The following is an 18763-nucleotide window of genomic DNA, read 5'->3' on the forward strand; positions in this document are numbered from 1 at the left end:
GAGCACAGAGAATTGAGCTTATGGCTGTTGGAGGACCGCCCATGCGCTGCTTTACTGTACTTGGACCGTCGCAGACCGGAAAATCGACGATCGTGGAAAAGCTTGGATCGCTGGAGAGGCCTCCGAGAAAATCCATCTCTCCCTACGGACTGAACCTTACGGAATTCACCTTCGGCAACGAAGCTTGGTGTGCGCTCGACACGCCAGGATTGAATGAGGCGCTCGCCCATGCGCAGCACGCCCTGCTCGCCAGCGATGCCTGCATTCTCTGCGTTTCGCCCGCGCCGGAAGAAGCCGTGCTGGCGGCACCCTATCTCAAGATGATCGAGGCGTCGGGCACGCCCTGCATCCTTTTCGTCAACCGGATGGACGAGCCAAAGGGAAGGCTGCGCGACATCATCGCCGCCCTTCAGGATTATGCCAGCCACACGCTGCTGCTGCGCCAGATCCCGATCCGCGAGGGCGACAAGATCATCGGCAGCTGCGACCTGATTTCCGAACGGGCCTGGCGTTACCGCGAAGGCCAGACCTCGTCGCTGATCGCCATCCCCGAAAGTGCTTCCCAGCGGGAACATGAGGCGCGCACCGAACTGCTGGAACATCTGTCCGAATTCGACGACTGGCTACTGGAAGAACTGATCGAAGACCGCGAGCCGCCCAGCGATGCGCTCTATGCGGTCTCCACCCGTGTACTGCGCGAAAACAAGATCATTCCGGTGCTGATCGGGGCTGCCAGCCATGGCAACGGCATGATGCGGCTGATGAAGGCTTTGCGTCACGAGGCGCCGCCGGTGGATGCGCTGCGTGAGCGTCTTGCCGCGGCCGCCAAGGCCGACAAGAGCAAGCTGAAGGCCGTCAGCTTTCACGCCTATCACCGCCAGAATATCGGCAAAACAATTTTGGCACGCGCACTGAATGACGGGCTGAAACAGGGAACGCCTCTTGCTGGCTCAGGGCTGGGTGCCGTGCAGGATCCCGCCAACGGCAAGGGCAATGTGGCGTTTGCCCCCGTCGCCGGTGACCTCTTCGCGACGGTGAAATCCGATCACCTGACCGTGCCGGCGCTTTTGACCGCAGATGCCGCCCTTGCTGCACCTGAATGGGCCAAGGTTCCGACGCCGATGATGGAGAGAATTCTTGTTCCCGGCAGTGAGCGCGACGAGAACAAGCTTTCAGAAACACTGGCCAAATTGGCCGAGACCGATCGCGGCCTGATCATCCTGCAGGAAGAAGGGACCGGCGCACAGATGGTTTGCGCTCAGGGGCCGGTGCATCTGCGCGATCTCCTGCGCACTCTGTCCGATGTCTTTCATGTGACGGCGACCGAGCGTGCACCAACGCCGGTCTACCGCGAGACGATCTCGAAACCGGCCGATGTCCACTATCGCCACCGAAAGCAGACAGGCGGCGCCGGGCAGTTTGCCGATGTGAAGATGACCATCCATCCCAATGGCCGCGGCCAGGGATTTTCCTTCGGCGAGACCGTCAAGGGTGGCGTCGTTCCGCGCAACTACATTCCGGCCGTGGAAGCGGGAGCGCGCGAGGCGATGGAGAAAGGGCCGCTCGGTTTTGCGGTGATCGATGTCGGCGTGACATTGACCGATGGCCAGCACCACGCGGTCGACAGTTCCGAACATGCGTTCCGCTCCGCCTCGAAAATGGGCGTACGGCAAGCGCTGTCGGAAGGAGCAGCCGTACTGATGCAGCCGGTATTCCGCAGTGAAATCCACATTCCCTCGGTCTATTCGGGCAATCTGGTGCAGATCGTCTCGTCATTGAAAGGACAGGTACTCGGCTTCGACCGGGACGAGACCGCCAAGGGCTGGGATATTTTTCGTGCCCTTGTTCCAGGCGGGGCGCTTGACGAACTGGCCCGCGCATTGCGGTCGGCCACGCAGGGGATCGGCTATTTCTCCAAGACATTCGATCACTTCGAGGAATTATATGGCAAGGAGGCGGACGCGATCGTGCGGGCACATGGGAGCGAGCGCGCCGAGCATTGACGCCGGGATGATGGACATCGGCCCCGCGCTTTCCTAGAACTGGATCGGCAGCGGCACAGGCGGGCAATCGATGGTTCGGGAAAACGAAATACGCGAGAACGAGGTTGCCGTTGATGCACCGCAGGACGCGGATGCGTCGCTTGTGTTCATCGGCCGGATTTCGACGCCCTGGACATCGCGGATGGAATGCCCGCGGCAGGGACGCCATGACGGCCCGCTTTGCCGGATCGAGATTTTTGAACCTTGGGTGCAGGCGCTTCAGGGTGTCGAGGCCTATGAGCGGCTGGAAATTCTCTACTGGCTCGACCGGTCGCGCCGCGATCTGGTGTTGCAGAGCCCGGCCAACAGCGGCAAGGTGCACGGCACGTTTTCGCTGCGCTCTCCCGTGCGGCCCAATCCGATCGGCACATCGATCGTCAAACTGGAAGCGGTCGAGGGTAATATCCTGCTTGTCCGCGGCCTCGACTGCCTCGATGGAACGCCGCTGATCGATCTCAAGCCGGACCGCACGCTGTTCAAGCCAATCGCCCCACCACAGCGGGGCGATTTCGAGACGGGCGATGCCACGGAGGCCCGCCATTGCGAAAAGCTGTAGGGCTGGTCAGTCGACCGCGACCATCACGTCGGATGCCTTGACGACGGCATAGGCCGATCCCCCGACCGTCAGCTCAAGTTCATCGACCGCCTGATTGGTGATCGACGCCGTAACGATGGCGCCATTGCCGATATCGATGCGGACATGGGCCGTGGTCGCGCCCTTGGTGAAACGACTTTGCCCTTCAGGCGGTTGCGCGCGCTGATTTTCATGTGATTTCTCCCTTTTCTCGCTGCGCCCCTATCGCACAGGGACGCTGTTTCGCACGATATATCGCGGCAACAGCAGGATGCAACCGAGCGGGCGCGGACACTGCGCCGGACATGAAAGCTGGGATTCAGGACGTGCTGCGGCGCGGATGGATGGTTTCGCCGCGGGCCAGCATGGCGACCAGCTTTTCGATCATGCGGGCGCGGGTCTCCGGTTTCTTGGCGGTGTGAACGCTATAGAGAACCGCATAGCGGTTGGCGCTGTCGAGCACCTCGAACAGGGTTTTGGCGGCTTCGTTTTCGCCGAGCGCCTGCTGAAAGTCTGACGGCACGGTGATCGTGCTTTGCGACTGATAGGCAAGATCCCAGCGCCCGTCTGCCTTTGCCCGTTCGATTTCAGCAAGACCGGCCGGGCGCATGCGACCCGTCGCAATAAGGGCCTCTGCCCGCCTGCAATTGATCGCCGACCATTTGCTTTTGGGCCGCCGCGGCGTGAACCGGATCAGCCAGTGATTATCGTCGAACGGTTTCAGCTGACCATCAATCCAGCCATGACACAGGGCTGCATCGATCGCCTCAGGCTTTGACACCGTCGGCACACCCGCCGCCTTCCTGGCGAATTTTATCCAGAGACCGTTTGCCGGCAACGGCTGGCTGGCGAGCCAGTTTTCCCATTCAGCCGCATCTGCAAAGGCCAGGACAGGCAGTGGGGTTTGATCCTTGGCCATCATCCTCTCCCTGCCCCGTCAGAGGCTCTGCGGTTCTGTAACCTGGGAATGGATCGACCTGATCTCATCGGCAACCAGCTGCTGCAGCCGCCAAAGGTTGCGGTCGTGAATGCCGAAATCCTCCAGATGCGAGACCGTGTTGTAGAGATATTCGGCGCCTGATCCGAAATGTCCGCACGCCCGGGCGAGGACACCTGCGACCTCATCCAGCGGCAGGCGGGAACGGATGCGCTCGCCGGTCGCCCCCACCCAGAACCCCAAGGCCCGGCATGGGCCGCTTTCGGATTTGACCGATATCCAACGGACGGCATCGATGTTTTCGACGGCGCTGACCTCGCGGCGCAGCATGCGTTCGATCTGCACCGCCCGGTCATGATCCGGCAGCCGGTAAATGACGCCATCGCAGCGGCCGCCGCGCTCCAGCGCCATCATTAATCCGGGCTGATCATGCGAGCCGCGCCAGCGGTTGATGTGCAGGCAGAAGGAGCGGTGCCAGCCGAAGGCCGTTGCCCGCTGCCGGTCGATCGCCTCGAATTCCGGCTTCCAGATCAGCGATCCATAGGCAAACACCCAGAGCGGTTCGCCATGGCTTTCGCGCTCCAGCGCCACGGCGAGATCGCGATATTGCGCGTCGCTGATCGCGGTCCAGCGTCCATCCGGGCCGGGATCGGTGATGTCGCGATGGCAGAGCGCCACCATATCCGGTGTCAGGGACATTTTTCGCGGTTGGGGCATCGATATCTCGTCTCGGCAGGCAGTGTCGGAAGAAGCATGTGGGGCCTGCTTGCCCAAACTGCCAGAGCCAACTCATCAGTCAAGCGATTCGACCGCCACCCGATATCTGCCTTTTCCCGGGACGCCGTCGCCGTTAGAGCCTCCAGAGTTCGTATGCCGGCTTGACCGCTTGCGAGACGCGCGCATTTCCGGACGTGGTTACGCCGGCCGGTAAATCTGCGCCACCGAGCCTCCCGGAAAGGCTGTTGAACTGATCAGCTTGAGGCGCCTTGACGGAGAGACTCCGGAGAAGATCGGCATGCCGTTGCCCAGCACGACCGGATGCACCAGCAAGACGTATTGATCGATCAGATCCTCGGCGATGAGGCTGCGCGCAAAGCTGGCGCCACCATGGGCGATAATCGGCAGGCCATCTCCCGCCTTCAGACCGGCGATTTCGCCGGCCAGATCGCCGCTGGCGACATAGGTCTCACTCCAGCTTTCAGCGCCGGGCTGAAGCGCTCCGGATGGCGCGTGTCCGGCATTGCTTTCGTCTAGAATTGCGAGCCTTCGTTTCGAAAACACGGCTTTGGGGATCTGGTTCATCGGCGACGCAAACACGCCGGTGGCGGTCGGCCAATAGGCGGCCATATCGTGAAAAGTACGGCTGCCCATGATGTGCAGGCTGGCTTTCGACACAGCCGCCACACTCCAAGCAACGGCCTCCGGGTCGCCGCTGAACATCCATTCGACTTCGCCCGCAGGCCCGGCGACAAATCCATCAAGCGACATGGACATTTTCAGGATCAATTCTCTCATTGCTTCGTCCTCGCATTCGCCAGCAAGGCAGTTCCCTTAATCCATCTTTGCGGCAAGAAAATCGATGAAGGCGCGGATACGGGCGGCCAGATGCTCGTGGCCTGCAAAAACCGCATGGACCTGCTCCGGTTCATGCGGATTGTAGTCCGTCAGCACCTCGACCAGCCTGCCGCCGTCGATATCCGGGTCGACATCGAATTTGCCGATGCGGGCGATACCAAGGCCGGTCAGGCACAGATTGCGGGCGATCGAACCGCTCGACGCCTGGACATTGCCGGGCGCCGGCCGGGTGTAAAGCGTTTTACTTTCGGGATCGCGAAACAGCCATTCGCCCGGATTGCGGCCAAAGGTGAAGGTGATGCAATTGTGGGTGACGAGATCATCCGGCCGTTGCGGCGTGCCATGCCGGGCCAGATAATCCGGCGTCGCCACCGTAATCCGGCGACTGTCGAGGAGTTTTCGCGCTTTCAGGCTGGAGTCGCGCATCGGCCCGACCCGGATGGCAATATCGGTGCGCTCCTCGATCAGGTCGATGACGCCATCCGTGAAGGACAATTCGAGACGGACTTCCGGATAGAGCGCCAGGAACTCACCGGCCAAGGGGATGATGTAGCGCTCGCCAAAACCGACCGTGGCGTTGACGCGCAAAAGTCCGCGCGGCGTTGCCAATCCGCCGCCCGCGACGATCTGTTCCGTCTCGGCAATATCAGCGAGGATACGCTGCGCCCGGGCGAGATAAATCTCGCCCTCCGGTGTCAAAAGCAGCGATCGGGTGGTCCGCACCAGAAGGCGGGTGCCAAGCCGGTCCTCGATGCGGGTCACCAGCTTGCTGACGGCCGAGGGGGACAGCTTCAGCCGCCGTCCGGCTGCCGAAAAACTCTTCAGCTCCGCCGCCGTAACGAACACTTCCATTTCGCCTGCCCGGTTGTCCATGGCCGTATCCTGTGAATTAAATTCACAGGCATTTATCTATTCCCCTGGATTATCGCGCAAGTGGCTTTGGCCCATATTCCGCCCAACGAAACCCATGACGGCCCGGATATCCGGTGCGCCGCCACCAACACGTCCGGTCTCCCACCGGCAATAAAGGTGTTCCCATGCCTCTTGCCCTGTTTGCGCTGACGATCGCGGCCTATGCGATCGGAACCACGGAATTCGTCATTGTCGGCCTGTTGCCGACGGTTGCCACCGACCTCGGCATCACTCTGCCGCTGGCTGGCCTGATCGTCTCGATCTACGCGCTCGGCGTCACGTTTGGCGCCCCGATCCTCACTGCGTTGACCGGCCGCATCGAACGCAAGCCGCTGCTGCTCGGCCTGATGGCGCTGTTCGTTGCCGGCAATGCCATGGCGGCGCTCAGCCCGTCTTACGAAACACTGCTCGTCGCCCGCGTTCTCTCGGCCTTTGCGCATGGCGTGTTCTTCTCCGTCGGCGCCACTATTGCCGCCGATCTCGTACCGGAAAACCGCCGCGCCTCGGCCATTGCGCTGATGTTCATGGGGCTCACCGTCGCCATCGTCACCGGCGTACCGCTCGGCACCCTCATCGGCCAGACATTCGGCTGGCGCGCCACCTTCTGGGCCGTGGCCGGTCTCGGTGTCATTGCGTTTGCGGCCATCGCCGTACTTCTGCCCTCCACCCTGTCGAAGGCGGCGCCCGCCAGCCTCCTCGATCAGGTCCGCGTACTCGGATCGGGCCGCCTGCTGCTGGTGTTCGGCATGACGGCGCTCGGTTATGGCGGTACGTTCGTCACCTTCACCTTCCTGGCGCCGATGCTGCAGGACGTCACTGGTTTTGCCGCCTCCTCCGTCAGCCTTGTGCTGGTGCTCTATGGCCTGGCAATTGCCGCCGGCAACATCATCGGCGGCCGTGTCGCCGACCGCAATCCGGTGAAGGCGCTGGTCTGGCTGTTTGCCGCCCAGACGGCGGTGCTGGTGATCTTCACCTTCACCTCCATCTCGACCGTGCCTGCCCTGATCACGCTGGCCGCGCTCGGCTTCCTGTCATTCGCCAATGTACCCGGCCTGCAGCTCTATGTGGTGCAACTGGCCAAGCAGCACCGTCCCGGCGCCGTCGATGTCGCCTCGGCGCTCAACATCGCCGCCTTCAACCTCGGCATCGCGGCCGGTGCCTGGATTGGCGGGCTGGTCGTCGCCTCGTCGCTCGGCCTGCAGGCAACGCCCTGGGTCGGCGCAATCCTGGTCGCGGGCGCCCTGGTGCTGACCATCATCAGCGGCATGCTCGACCGCAAGCCGGAGCCGATTGCCCAGGCTGCTTGACGCAGGCACCGCACGCCACATCTATTAAGACATCATTCCAGACCCGGCCGTTCGCCGGGTCTCCTCCCTGAAAGGACTTTCCCCATGCAGACAGTCAACGCCAACGGTGCCAATATTCCCGCTCTCGGCTTCGGCACCTTCCGCATGCCCGGCCCCGATGTGTTGCGCATCGTGCCGCAGGCGATCAAGCTCGGCTTCCGCCATATCGATACCGCACAGATCTATCGCAACGAAGCCGAGGTCGGCGAAGCCATCGAGGCATCCGGCGTTTCCCGCGGCGATATCTTCCTCACCACCAAGGTCTGGGTCGATCATTACAAGCACGCCGATTTTCTCGCCTCGGTCGATGAAAGCCTGAAGAAGCTGCGCACCGATTATGTCGATCTTCTGCTCCTGCACTGGCCCAGCAGCGGCGTGCCGCTGGCCGAACAGATCGGCGCGCTGAATGCCGTGAAGAAGGCCGGCAAGGTGAAGAATATCGGCGTCAGCAATTTCAACACCGCCCTGATGGCAAAATCGGTTGAACTCAGCGAAGCGCCGCTCGCCACCAACCAGATCGAATATCACCCCTATCTCGACCAGACCAAGGTTCTGGAGGCTGCCCGCGCGGCCGGCATGTCGATCACCGCCTATTATGCGATGGCCGATGGCAAGGTGCCGAACGAACCGCTTTTGAAGGATATCGGTGCCAAGCATGGCAAGACCGCCGCCCAGGTGGTTCTGCGCTGGCTTACCCAGCAGAAGGATGTCATCACGCTTTCAAAAACGGCAACGGAAAGCCGCCTGAAGGAAAATTTCGACATCTTCGATTTCGATCTTTCAAGCGACGAAATGGCAGCAATCCACAAGCTCGCTCGCCCGAACGGCCGCATCGTCAGCCCCGGCGGCCTGGCACCCGACTGGGACCGCGCGGACTAATCGGGGACGACAGCCTCCACGCACTGCGCCGGCAGATTGAAAAGCCGGCGCGGTGACAATCGGCTCCTCGAGCAGGCCGATCTATTTCAACCCCGCTCATGTTCCGATAAAAGAGATCGGGCCACATCCAAGATGGCCGCGAGGGTCTCATGCAGTCATCACACGCCACCGCCGATTTCATGCCCGATTGGGCGGCCATCGTTGCCGTCATTCTCGGCGCGTCGGCGTTTTCGGTGGCGCAGGGCATTACCTATCCGCTGATCTCGCTGACATTGGAGAGCCGCGGCGTAACACCGGCAATGATCGGCTTCAACGCCGTCGCGTTTGCGCTGGGACTTGCCGCTTCGACGCTGATGATCGGCCAGTTGACGGCACGACTTCGGACCGACAAGCTGATCATCATCAGCCTTGCCGGCTGCTCGATATGCCTTGCGACCTTTGCCGCGACTACCGCGCTGCCTGTCTGGTTTCTCGCCCGCTTTCTCCTCGGTTTCTTTGCCAGCCTGATCTTCATGCTGAGCGAAGCCTGGATGAACTCTGCCTGCCCCGACCGGCTGCGCGGGCGGGTTTCGGGGCTTTATGGCGCGGGTATCTGCGGCGGGTTCGCCGCCGGTCCGCTGGTCATTCCTCTGATGGGAACGGAAGGTGGTTTCGGGTTTGCGCTGACAGCCGTTTATGTGGCGCTTGTCGCGTTTGCCACGGCTCTGTTGACGCTGTCGACCCGCACGACGCCAGAGGCATCCTCGACCCGCGACGTCTTCGTCTTCTTCCGCAGGGCGCCGGTGCTGATCGCCATGGTGCTGGCATTCGGTTTCTCGGATATCGCCGCGATCTCGGTGATGCCGGTCTATTTCGTCAAGACCGGCCATTCGCAGGCTTTTGCCGCACTCAGCGTCACGGTGCTGGCCTTGCCGACCGCCTTGGCCCAGCCGTTCATCGGCGTGCTGCTTGACCGGCTGCCGCGCCAGCGCGTGGCGATCGCCATGGGCGGGATCGGCGCCTTCGCCTTCCTGATCATCCCCTTCCTGACATCGCCGATTGCCATTCTGGCCGATTTTGCCTTGATCGGTGCTGCGAGCTTCTCGCTTTATACCTGCGCGCTGACGATGCTCGGCGAACAGTATCGCGGTAGCATGCTGGTGGCGGGAAGTGCGGCCTTCGCATTGGCCTACGCCGTGGGAAGCGGCATGGGATCGGGCGCAACGGGATCGATCATGGATCTGTTCGGCGCTCACGCAGCCCCGATCAGCGTCGGGCTAATCCTGGTGATTTTCACGCTGTTTCTGTCCTTCGGCAGGCGGCGGGCAGCGGCCTGACGGAACAGACGCGCCTTGCGATGCAATGGGATGCTTAAATGCAGAACCGCGCACCCGTGATGGCGGAGACCTTCTCCACCATTCGAATGCGCGGCTCGGCAGTTTTAGAAAATTTCGTTCGTTAAAGCTTCAGGCGATCAGACGAACTGGCTGAGGCCGGGAACCGAGGCAACGACTTCGTCGACCACGTCGGCGCCGGCTTGCTCCTTGGCATAACCGATGGTTTCCTTGGCAAGCGCGGTGATTTCGCCCATGCCGAGGCCTTGGCTCATCAGCTGCTGGCCGAGCGCCATGACGCCGCCACCGGCGCCGACTGCGCTGAGCAAGCCACCGAGCAGACCACCACCGCCGCCCGTGCCTTCGCCGTTATACTGCGCAATCAGTGCATCGGCGCCCGGAATGGCTTCTATCATCTTGGCAACCGGGCCGTCTGCCGCTTCGCGCTGCAGAAAGCCGAGCATCATGCCGATGGCCTTTTCAGCCGTTGCCGGGTCGATGCCGACATTTTCCGCAACGCGGGTGATCAGTTCGTTCATGATGATTCTCCTCAAATATTTGACGTTAACGTCAAGGTAAATTATCTGGAATTGAAACTCAAGCGCCCTTCGGTACGGGTATCCACAGCGCGAGAACGGCAATATCGTTTCATGCCTCGGTGGCAAATACAATGCGGCCATCCAGCGCGCAAATCCCGTCTTTTGCATGGCAATCCTTCTGTTGCCGCTGACCGGTACTCCTCCTATAACAGTGTTGAGAAAACAATGTGATGAAGGCTAGCGCGCTGCCGGCTTTCATTGGCGAAACGGAGACAAGGCCCACATGCTTGAGGACGGGAAGCTCTATATCGGCACCAGCCGGAAACCGGACGACACGATCAACAAGGGCGAATATCTGGATTTCAAATTCGGCAACCGTCACGGCCTCGTGACCGGGGCCACCGGCACCGGCAAGACCGTGACGCTGCAAATCCTGGCGGAAAGCTTTTCCAATGCCGGCGTGCCGGTTTTCTGTGCCGATGTGAAGGGCGACCTTTCCGGCATCGGCGCCATCGGCGAACCGAAGGACTGGGTGACCAAGCGGGCCGAACAGATCGGCTTCACCGATTTTGCCTTCCAGGAATTCCCGGTGATCTTCTGGGATCTCTATGGTGAAAAAGGCCACCGCGTGCGCACCACCATGTCGGAGATGGGGCCTTTGCTGCTCTCCCGGCTGATGAACGCCACAGACGCCCAGGAGGGCGTCATCAACATCGCCTTCAAGATCGCCGACGAAGGCGGGCTGCCGCTCTTGGATCTCAAGGATTTCCAGGCGATGCTCAACTACATGGCCGAAAATGCCTCGGCACTTTCGGGTAAATACGGACTGATTTCCAAGGCCTCGGTCGGCTCGATCCAGCGCGAACTGCTGATCCTCGAGCAGCAGGGCGCCAAGAACTTTTTCGGCGAACCGGCGCTCAAGGTGTCCGATATCATGCGCACCACCCGCGACGGGCGCGGCGCCATCTCGGTTCTGGCTGCCGACAAGCTGATGATGAACCCGCGCCTCTACGGCACATTCCTGCTCTGGCTGATGTCGGAACTGTTCGAGGAGCTGCCCGAGATCGGCGATCCCGACAAGCCGAGACTGGTTTTCTTCTTCGACGAAGCGCATCTGCTGTTCAACGATGCGCCGAAGGTTCTGCTGGAACGTATCGAGCAGGTCGTGCGCCTGATCCGCTCCAAGGGCGTCGGCATCTATTTCGTCACCCAGAACCCGCTCGACGTTCCAGAAACCGTGCTGGCCCAGCTTGGCAACCGTATCCAGCATGCGCTGCGCGCCTATACGCCGCGCGAACAGAAGGCGGTGAAGACGGCGGCTGACACCTTCCGTCCCAACCCGGATTTCGACTGCGCCACGGTCATCACCAACCTTGGCACCGGCGAGGCTTTGGTCTCGACACTCGAAGGCAAAGGCTCGCCATCGATGGTCGAGCGCACGCTGATCCGCCCGCCGTCCAGCCGCGCCGGCCCGCTGACTGAGGCTGAACGCGCCAACATCATGAGCATCAGCCCGGTTGCTGGCCAGTATGACAAGGATGTCGACCGGGAATCGGCCTACGAGCTTTTGGCCCAGCGCGCCGCCAAGGCAACACAGCAGGCGGAGGATACCCGGGAGACTTCGGAAGCTCCGCCGCCAGCCGCCCCCGGCGGCAGCCGCTGGACCCTGCCCGGCTTCGGCGATGACGATACGCAGGCGCCGGCACAACCCAAGCCGAAGCCCCGCGCCGGTTATCAGCGCGAAACCGTCGCGGAAGCGGCAATGAAATCGGTTGCCCGCACCGTCGCCTCCTCACTCGGAAGGGCCTTGGTGCGCGGCATTTTGGGAAGCTTGAGGCGATAAACGCCGCATCGGCTTGAAACGCAAAACGGCGGCCCCGATGTGGCCGCCGTTTTTTATTTGTCCGATCCTGCCTCGCGTTAGGCGAGCTTGGCCGAGATTTCGGTCGAGGTGCGGAGCGCATGGCTGTAGGGGCAGACGATATGGGCTGCGGCGACGAGCTTTTCGCCGACTTCGCGGTCGACGCCCGGCAGGCTGACGGAGATCGACGGGCTGATGTAGAAGCCGGTGCCATCTTCGCGCGGACCGATGCCGACCGTTGCGGTGACCGTTGCGTCTTCCGGAATCTTGACCTTTTCCTTGCCGGCGACAAATTTCAGCGCGCCGAGGAAGCAGGCGGAATAGCCGGCTGCAAACAGCTGTTCAGGATTGGTGCCGGTCGCGCCATCGCCGCCGAGTTCCTTCGGAACGGTGAGCGTCACATCGAGAACACCGTCTTCACTGACGGCATGGCCGGCGCGGCCACCGGTTGCGGAAGCTTTGGTTGTGTAGAGAATAGGCATGTCTGTCTCCTTACTGTCTCAGCGGGTTGATGGCGGGGCAAAGTGTTGCCTGACTTTTAAATAGCGCATAATTTAATTGTACGCAATATAATTTTGCAAATTGCAAAATGGTGCACGAACTGCGAAAATGGCATTATGACCAATGATCAAGACATGCGTAAGGACGACCTGAAAGAGGGCGATGCTCTGGCGCTTGGCCAGCAGCTCTGTTTTGCCGTCTACTCGGTGGCCCATGCCTTCAACCGGACCTACAAGCCTCTGCTTGAAAAGTTCGGCCTGACCTACCCGCAATATCTGGTGCTTCTGGCGCTCTGGCAGCAGGATCGGATGACGGTAAAGGGGATAGGCGAGGAACTGGGGCTGGATTCAGGCACGCTCTCGCCGTTGCTGAAGCGGCTGGAAACCGCCGGATTCGTCAGCCGTATTCGCGATAAAGGCGACGAGCGTCAGGTGATCGTGACGCTGACCCCAAAGGGCCAGGCGCTGAAGACCGATGCTTTCGGCATCCTGACGGAAATCGGCAAGGCGACGGGATGCAGCATGGCGGAAGCCGCAGCCCTGCGGTCAGCGCTGCATGGCCTCAGCAATCATCTTGGTGAAAACCAGCAATCCTGAGACGGCAATCCGCCACCGTGCAGGATTTTCAGATCACCAGGATCGGTGCCTTGTCGCGCACGCGATCATAGAGATCGATGACATCCTGGTTGATCAGACGGACGCAGCCGGACGATACGGCCTTGCCGATCGACTGCCATTCCGGCGACCCGTGCAGGCGGTAAAGCGTGTCTTCGCCGTTCTGGAAGATATACATCGCCCGCGCGCCGAGCGGGTTGTCGAGCCCCGGCGCCATGCCACCGTTGGCAATCGAGTATTTTTCCAGATGCGGCTGACGCGCCACCATCTCGTTCGGCGGCTTCCAGCGCGGCCATTTCTGCTTCCACTGGAGGACGCCCCTGCCCGACCAGGCAAAGCCCTCGCGACCGATACCGACGCCGTAGCGCATCGCCGAGCCGTTGGAGAGGATGAGGTAAAGAAAACGCTCGCCGGTATCGACGATGATTGTGCCGGGCTTCTCGCCGAACGTGTTGTCGACCTGCTGACGGTAGAAGCGGGCATCGATCTGTTCGTAAGGCACCGCCGGGATATTGAAGCCACCATCGAATTTGGGGCCGTACATTTCGGCATAATAGGCCGATTGCAGAGGCAGGCCCGTCGGGGTCATGCCATTGCCAACCGGACCTTCCAGCTCGGCGCCGTAGCGCGGATCGGCAAAACGGCCCTCCTGGGACGGGTCGCGGAAATAGGGCGCTGTTTCGGCGCGGAAACGGTCGGTGTTCATCGAAGATGCACAGCCCGCAAGGCCAGCGGACGCGACCGCAAGCCCGGACATATTGAGGAACTGCCGGCGGGAGAGAGCTTTTGAAAGGGTCATTGAACTCTGTAATTCCGTTGACGCATATGGCGAAGACGCGGCCGGTGGCCACGCAGGCATTCTATCCCGGCAGCAAATACCGATCTCTTGCCACAAGTATGGCAATTGCGGCTGGATCGGGGCTTGCGGCCGCTCGATGCCATCACGACTGCGAGAGGAAACGCCTGCGATGCAAAAACGCCACAGGAACCCCCGCCGGGTCTACTTCGTCAACAAGGAAACAAAGGCCGCCGGAGCGACCGGGCGGCTGAAGAAGTAGCCCTGAATATCGTCGCAGCCGCTGGCCGCCAGGAAATCCACCTGGTCCTGCGTTTCCACACCTTCGGCAATGACCTGCATCTGCAGCTTCTGCGCCAGCGAGATAATCGCGCCGGTAATCGCCCGGTCGTCGGCGTCACCCGGAATATCCTGGACGAAGGAGCGGTCTATCTTCAGGCGGCGGACGGGAAAGCGCTTCAGCGCACTGAGGCTGGAATATCCGGTGCCGAAATCATCGATGGCCAGATGGACGCCAAGCGCTTCCAGCTCGTGCATGGTGGCAACCGCAGAGGCGACATCCTGCATGATCAGGCTCTCGGTCAATTCCAGCTCAAGATAACAAGCCTCCAGTCCGCTCTCCTCCAGCGCTTCGGCGACCTTCGACACCCAGTTGCGCTCCTTGAACTGACGCGCGGACACATTGACGCTGACGACAATTGGCGGAAGGCCGGCATCCTGCCAGGCCTTGTTCTGCCGGCAGGCTTCGTTCAGCACCCATTCGCCGATCGGCACGATCAGGCCGGTTTCCTCGGCCAGCGGAATGAAGTCGCCCGGCGAAATCAGGCCGCGCTCGGGGTGCTGCCAGCGCAGCAGCGATTCCGCGGCAAAAACGCTGCCCGTCTTCAGGTTCATCTGCGGCTGATAGTGCAGCACGAATTCGGCGCGGACGACCGCGTCGCGCAGTTCTTCGTGACGCCGCAGGCTCTCATGCGCCTTGGCCGCCATCTGGGCGTCGAACACCTGCAAATTGTTACGGCCGACCTCCTTGGCCCGGTACATGGCGGAATCGGCATTGGCGAGCAATTCGGCCGCGATCGCACCATGTTCGGGATAACAGACGACGCCCATCGAACAACTGACCTGCAGGCTGCGCCCGGCGAGCACGACCGGCGCACCGATCGCTGCGCGGATCGCCTCCAGACGGGATAGGACCACCGCGTTTTCCGGTGGGAGACCATTGAGTAGAATGATGAACTCGTCGCCACCCACCCGCACGATCATGTCCGACTTGCGCACGCAGGACAGCATCCGCCGCGCGACCACCTGCAAAAGTTCATCCCCGGCGTGGTGGCCGAGCGTATCATTGATCAGCTTGAAATTATCCAGGTCGAGAAAGGCCAGCGCCACCCACTGGCCCGTCATGCGGGCCTGCTCCAGGGCTCTGGCGACGCGCTCATCGAACATCGCCCGGTTCGGCAAGCCGGTCAGGGCGTCGTGATGCGCCATGAACTGGATGCGCTCTTCCGATTGCTGCCGTTCAATGGCAATGCCGGCAAGATGCGCCGCCATCGAAATGAGGTCAGTCTGCTCTGCCGAAGGCGTTCCGGGTTGATGCGAATAGAGGGCGAACGTGCCGAGCACCTTCCCCTGGTAGGAGAGGATCGGCATCGACCAGCAGGACCGATATGCGAATGGCCGGACCATGTCTGCATAATCTTCCCAGAGCGGATCCGACTGGATGTCGGAGACGAACACCGCCTCGCCACGAAAAGCTGCCGTGCCGCAGGAGCCGACTTTCGGACCAATGGCGATGCCATGGATCGCGGCGCAGTAGGCATTGTCAAGCCCCGGCGCTGCGCCGGTCAAAAGATGCCGCTGGTCTGGAGACAAAAGCAGGATCGAGCCGATAATGCCGGGCAAATGCGCTTCGATCATCAGGATCAGTTCGTTGAAGAACTCGGAGAGCGGCGTGCTGGTGGCAATCAGCTCCAGAAGACGCGCCTGGCCGAGGAGAAGACGTTCTGCCCGCTTGCGATCGGTGATATCGCGCGAAATACCGACAATGCCGATGGTTTTCCCCTGCTTGTCGCGCAGCGGTACCTTCGATGTCATCAGCCAGCGCTCATCCTTGCTGACCGCATTCAGCTCCTCGATGCCGAACATCGGTTCGCCGGTTTCGATCACCCGCCGCTCGGCCTGCTCAAAATGGCGGGCATTGTCCAAAGTATGGATATCGTAGTCGGTCTTGCCGACGATCTCATGGGCTTCGCGAAACCCGTTTTCGGTAACGGTTGCCCGATTGGCTACAAGAAAGCGGCCGTCGAGATCCTTGGCATAGATGTAGTCAGGGATGTGATTCATCATCGTTTCGAGCCAGTAATGGCGATCGGCGATGTCAGGTTCGGGGCCGAACATGCGCGAGACCTCTGCCGCAAGCCGCTGGCTTGCCGCGATCAATCGCTGGGTGTCATCATTACTGGCAATTCGTGCTCCGCCGTCCCTTCGATAGCGGTCCAAACCCTTCGTCACGCAAGCCTCCAAGGACGGATGCACCGTTCCAGCCGTCTCTTCCCTGTTCCCCAACCCGATTTCTACCAGCCATAAGTTATTCTTCCCTAAACACAACTTTCTAAAATAAACGCATCACGCCCCAAACTCCTCCGGCGCTCAACCAGAAAGAGTGAGAATACGGCAGCAGCCGTGCCATTTCGACACACTCCGCGCTGGCATGCTCTATGCATGGAGCGTGGAAAGGATTCGCCATGCTCACCAGACGCCTGCTCCTGTCTTCGATCGCCTCCCTGGCCTGCCTGGAGGCCATCGCCGCCGCCCTCAAGCCGGCTCAGACTGGCCTGCGAGGCACCATCGATATTTCCGGATATGGGGTCAGGCCGGGCAAAACCGGAGATCAAAGCAAGGCGCTCGACCGGCTCTTCAAAGAGGCTGCCGAAAAGGGATTGCCGGTTTTTTTGCCCGCTGGTGATTACCATCTGTCGGGGGTCTCCCTGCCCGACAACCTGTGGCTCAGCGGTGTCCCGGGCCAGACCCGGCTGATCCATGCCGGCGGCGGCAGCTTCATCTCCGGTGAAGCTCTCACGAGGATTACCCTGTCGGACCTTGCTTTCGACGGTGGCGGTAAATCCCTTGGGGACGACGTGCAGGGGCTTCTCAATTTGCGCGGCGTCACCGATCTCAAAATCGAGAACTGCACGATCACCGGCTCCGCCAGACACGGCATCAACGCCGAGCGCTGCGGTGGCCGCATCACCGGCAACAGCATTTCACAGGCGGCCTTTTCCGGCCTCTACGCGGTGGAAAGCGAACGGCTGGCGATCACCGCCAACACGGTATCGGACTGCGGCAATGGCGGCATTCTCGTGCATCGCTGGGAGCTGGGCGAAGACAACACGATCGTCAGCGGCAACCGCGTGTTCAAGATTGGTGCAAAGGATGGCGGCACCGGCGAAAATGGCAATGGGATCAGTGTTTTTCGCGCCGGCAATGTGATGATCATGGACAATCACATCTCTGACTGTGCCTTCTCCGCCATACGCGCCAACGCCGCCACCAATGTGCAGATTTCCAACAACAAGTGCCTGCGTTCCGGTGAGACAGCGATCTATTCCGAGTTCGGTTTTCAGGGCGCCATCGTCTCCGGCAATCTGGTCGATGGCGCCGCCAACGGCATCCTGATCGTCAATTTCGACGAGGGTGGCAGGCTTGCGACTGTCAGCGACAATATCATCCGCAACCTGCATCCCGATGGGCCCTACATTCACGATGGTGCCGGTTTCGGTTTCGGCATTGCGGCGGAGGCGGACACGGTGATTTCGGGTAACGTCATCGAAAACGCACCGAAATGGGGCCTGATGCTCGGTTGGGGGCCCTATATGCGCGGCATCGTCGCGACCGGCAATCTGGTGCGCGACGCCGGTGGCGGCTGCGCGGTTACGGTGGTCGAAGGGGCCGGCACCGCGCTCATCGCCAACAACCTGTTCCTGGACGTCAAGGACGGCGCGGTGTTCGGCTACCGCTGGAACGAGAAATCCACCGGTGATCTTCTGGTGGGGGGAAGCGAGGCCTTCGCGCACCTGACCCTCACCGGTAACCGCATGGCCTAAAACCGCTCACATCAAAAGATTTCATGTCAGATATCACCGCTCTGCGCTTCAAGCCCCGATCCGCTTGGAATAGTTTGCTACGAAAATCAAACGGAGGGACAGACATGCTGACAATCTACGGCGTTTACTGCTCGCGGGCCTCGCGCAACTACTGGATGGCGGAGGAACTCGGCATTCCCTTTCAGTCCGTGCCGGTGATCCAGGCACGCAGGCTGGCCGATCCGCTGGCCGCAGACGCGCAGATGAATACGAAGTCGCCCTCCTTCCTCGCCGTCAACCCGATGGGGCTGATCCCGGCGATCGAGGATGAGGGACTGGTCCTGGCTGAATCGCTTGCCAACAATCTCTATCTCGCCCGCAAGCACGGCGGCCCGCTGGCCGGAGCAACCGTGCGCGAAGAGGGCGAAATGACCGCCTGGACCCTGTGGGCGGCAACCGAGGTCGAACCGCATACGGTGAAGATCGTGCTGACCTACGACAACAATCAGGAAAACACCCCGGCCGGCAAGGCACTGATCGAATCCTGCGTGAAGGGGCTGGAGCGTCCACTTGCACGGCTCGAACAGCACCTGCTGACAGCGAACTATGTCGTCGGCAACCGTTTCACCGTCGCCGATCTCAATCTGGCAGAAGTGCTGCGTTATGCGATGAGCGAGACCTACCTGTTCGATAGATACCCCGCCGTCAGGGCCTGGCTTACCCGCTGCCATGCACGGCCGGCATTCGAGGCAATGATGGCCGGACGGCGCAGAGAAACGCAGGCCGCCTGAC

General features: G+C 61.3%; 17 protein-coding genes and 1 pseudogene. 9 read left to right on the forward strand and 9 right to left on the reverse strand.

What is annotated here, in order from left to right; genetic code table 11:
- The first annotated feature begins 41 nt into the window (after positions 1 to 41).
- Both ACSQ3J_RS02600 and tsaA read left to right on the forward strand, forming a co-directional pair.
- The gene (locus ACSQ3J_RS02600; RefSeq protein ID WP_060503738.1) at positions 42 to 2003 is read left to right on the forward strand and encodes an elongation factor G; all 1962 of its coding nucleotides are present in this window, start codon (positions 42 to 44) and stop codon (positions 2001 to 2003) included.
- Between the two features lie 70 nt (positions 2004 to 2073).
- Complete coding sequence (tsaA, locus tag ACSQ3J_RS02605) at positions 2074 to 2598, forward strand: tRNA (N6-threonylcarbamoyladenosine(37)-N6)-methyltransferase TrmO (RefSeq protein ID WP_436038610.1); 525 nt, start codon at positions 2074 to 2076, stop codon at positions 2596 to 2598.
- 6 nt (positions 2599 to 2604) lie between these two features.
- Here the strand turns inward: tsaA and ACSQ3J_RS02610 are convergent.
- From ACSQ3J_RS02610 to ACSQ3J_RS02630, 5 genes and pseudogenes are all read right to left on the reverse strand, one after another.
- Positions 2605 to 2810: pseudogene (locus ACSQ3J_RS02610) on the reverse strand (TOBE domain-containing protein).
- 125 nt (positions 2811 to 2935) lie between these two features.
- Complete coding sequence (locus tag ACSQ3J_RS02615; RefSeq protein ID WP_060503741.1) at positions 2936 to 3535, reverse strand: YdeI/OmpD-associated family protein; 600 nt, start codon at positions 3533 to 3535, stop codon at positions 2936 to 2938.
- An 18-nt stretch (positions 3536 to 3553) separates the two neighbouring features.
- Complete coding sequence (locus tag ACSQ3J_RS02620; protein ID WP_244482036.1) at positions 3554 to 4270, reverse strand: gamma-glutamylcyclotransferase; 717 nt, start codon at positions 4268 to 4270, stop codon at positions 3554 to 3556.
- Between the two features lie 198 nt (positions 4271 to 4468).
- A complete protein-coding gene (locus ACSQ3J_RS02625) occupies positions 4469 to 5068 on the reverse strand; it encodes a dihydrofolate reductase family protein (protein ID WP_060503743.1) in 600 nt (199 codons plus the stop codon).
- A 36-nt stretch (positions 5069 to 5104) separates the two neighbouring features.
- Positions 5105 to 6001, reverse strand: a complete 897-nt coding sequence (locus tag ACSQ3J_RS02630; protein WP_060503744.1) for a LysR family transcriptional regulator — start codon at positions 5999 to 6001, stop codon at positions 5105 to 5107.
- A gap of 164 nt (positions 6002 to 6165) precedes the next feature.
- On the opposite strand from ACSQ3J_RS02630, the gene ACSQ3J_RS02635 reads away from it, so the two are divergent.
- The 3 genes from ACSQ3J_RS02635 (at position 6166) to ACSQ3J_RS02645 (ending at position 9581) form a co-directional block, all read left to right on the forward strand.
- Positions 6166 to 7347, forward strand: coding sequence for an MFS transporter (locus ACSQ3J_RS02635; RefSeq protein ID WP_436038611.1), 1182 nt, complete (start codon positions 6166 to 6168; stop codon positions 7345 to 7347).
- An 84-nt stretch (positions 7348 to 7431) separates the two neighbouring features.
- A complete protein-coding gene (locus tag ACSQ3J_RS02640; RefSeq protein WP_436038613.1) occupies positions 7432 to 8265 on the forward strand; it encodes an aldo/keto reductase in 834 nt (277 codons plus the stop codon).
- A gap of 149 nt (positions 8266 to 8414) precedes the next feature.
- Positions 8415 to 9581 (forward strand): MFS transporter, encoded by a 1167-nt coding sequence (locus ACSQ3J_RS02645; protein ID WP_436038614.1) that lies wholly within the window; start codon positions 8415 to 8417, stop codon positions 9579 to 9581.
- A 137-nt stretch (positions 9582 to 9718) separates the two neighbouring features.
- Here ACSQ3J_RS02645 and ACSQ3J_RS02650 read toward each other — a convergent pair whose 3' ends face one another.
- Entirely contained in the window at positions 9719 to 10117 is a 399-nt protein-coding gene (locus ACSQ3J_RS02650; RefSeq protein WP_060503749.1) for a DUF2780 domain-containing protein, read from the reverse strand.
- Between the two features lie 283 nt (positions 10118 to 10400).
- On the opposite strand from ACSQ3J_RS02650, the gene ACSQ3J_RS02655 reads away from it, so the two are divergent.
- On the forward strand, positions 10401 to 11960 hold the full coding sequence (locus tag ACSQ3J_RS02655; RefSeq protein ID WP_436038615.1) for a helicase HerA-like C-terminal domain-containing protein: 1560 nt from the start codon (positions 10401 to 10403) through the stop codon (positions 11958 to 11960).
- Between the two features lie 77 nt (positions 11961 to 12037).
- Here ACSQ3J_RS02655 and ACSQ3J_RS02660 read toward each other — a convergent pair whose 3' ends face one another.
- Complete coding sequence (locus tag ACSQ3J_RS02660; RefSeq protein ID WP_060503751.1) at positions 12038 to 12460, reverse strand: organic hydroperoxide resistance protein; 423 nt, start codon at positions 12458 to 12460, stop codon at positions 12038 to 12040.
- Between the two features lie 135 nt (positions 12461 to 12595).
- Between ACSQ3J_RS02660 and ACSQ3J_RS02665 the strand changes: the two genes are divergently transcribed.
- A complete protein-coding gene (locus ACSQ3J_RS02665; protein ID WP_060508692.1) occupies positions 12596 to 13075 on the forward strand; it encodes a MarR family winged helix-turn-helix transcriptional regulator in 480 nt (159 codons plus the stop codon).
- Between the two features lie 28 nt (positions 13076 to 13103).
- Here ACSQ3J_RS02665 and ACSQ3J_RS02670 read toward each other — a convergent pair whose 3' ends face one another.
- The gene (locus ACSQ3J_RS02670) at positions 13104 to 13892 is read right to left on the reverse strand and encodes a L,D-transpeptidase family protein (protein ID WP_060503753.1); all 789 of its coding nucleotides are present in this window, start codon (positions 13890 to 13892) and stop codon (positions 13104 to 13106) included.
- A gap of 201 nt (positions 13893 to 14093) precedes the next feature.
- Positions 14094 to 16286, reverse strand: coding sequence for a sensor domain-containing protein (locus ACSQ3J_RS02675; protein WP_436038962.1), 2193 nt, complete (start codon positions 16284 to 16286; stop codon positions 14094 to 14096).
- A 347-nt stretch (positions 16287 to 16633) separates the two neighbouring features.
- Here ACSQ3J_RS02675 and ACSQ3J_RS02680 point away from each other — a divergent pair, with 347 nt between their 5' ends.
- Positions 16634 to 17992, forward strand: a complete 1359-nt coding sequence (locus ACSQ3J_RS02680) for a TIGR03808 family TAT-translocated repetitive protein (protein ID WP_060503755.1) — start codon at positions 16634 to 16636, stop codon at positions 17990 to 17992.
- 104 nt (positions 17993 to 18096) lie between these two features.
- Positions 18097 to 18762, forward strand: a complete 666-nt coding sequence (locus ACSQ3J_RS02685) for a glutathione S-transferase family protein (protein ID WP_060503756.1) — start codon at positions 18097 to 18099, stop codon at positions 18760 to 18762.
- Position 18763: the final 1 nt, after the last annotated feature.

The sequence above is a fragment of the Rhizobium sp. LjRoot98 genome (genome assembly GCF_964252935.1).
Classification (GTDB): domain Bacteria; phylum Pseudomonadota; class Alphaproteobacteria; order Rhizobiales; family Rhizobiaceae; genus Pararhizobium.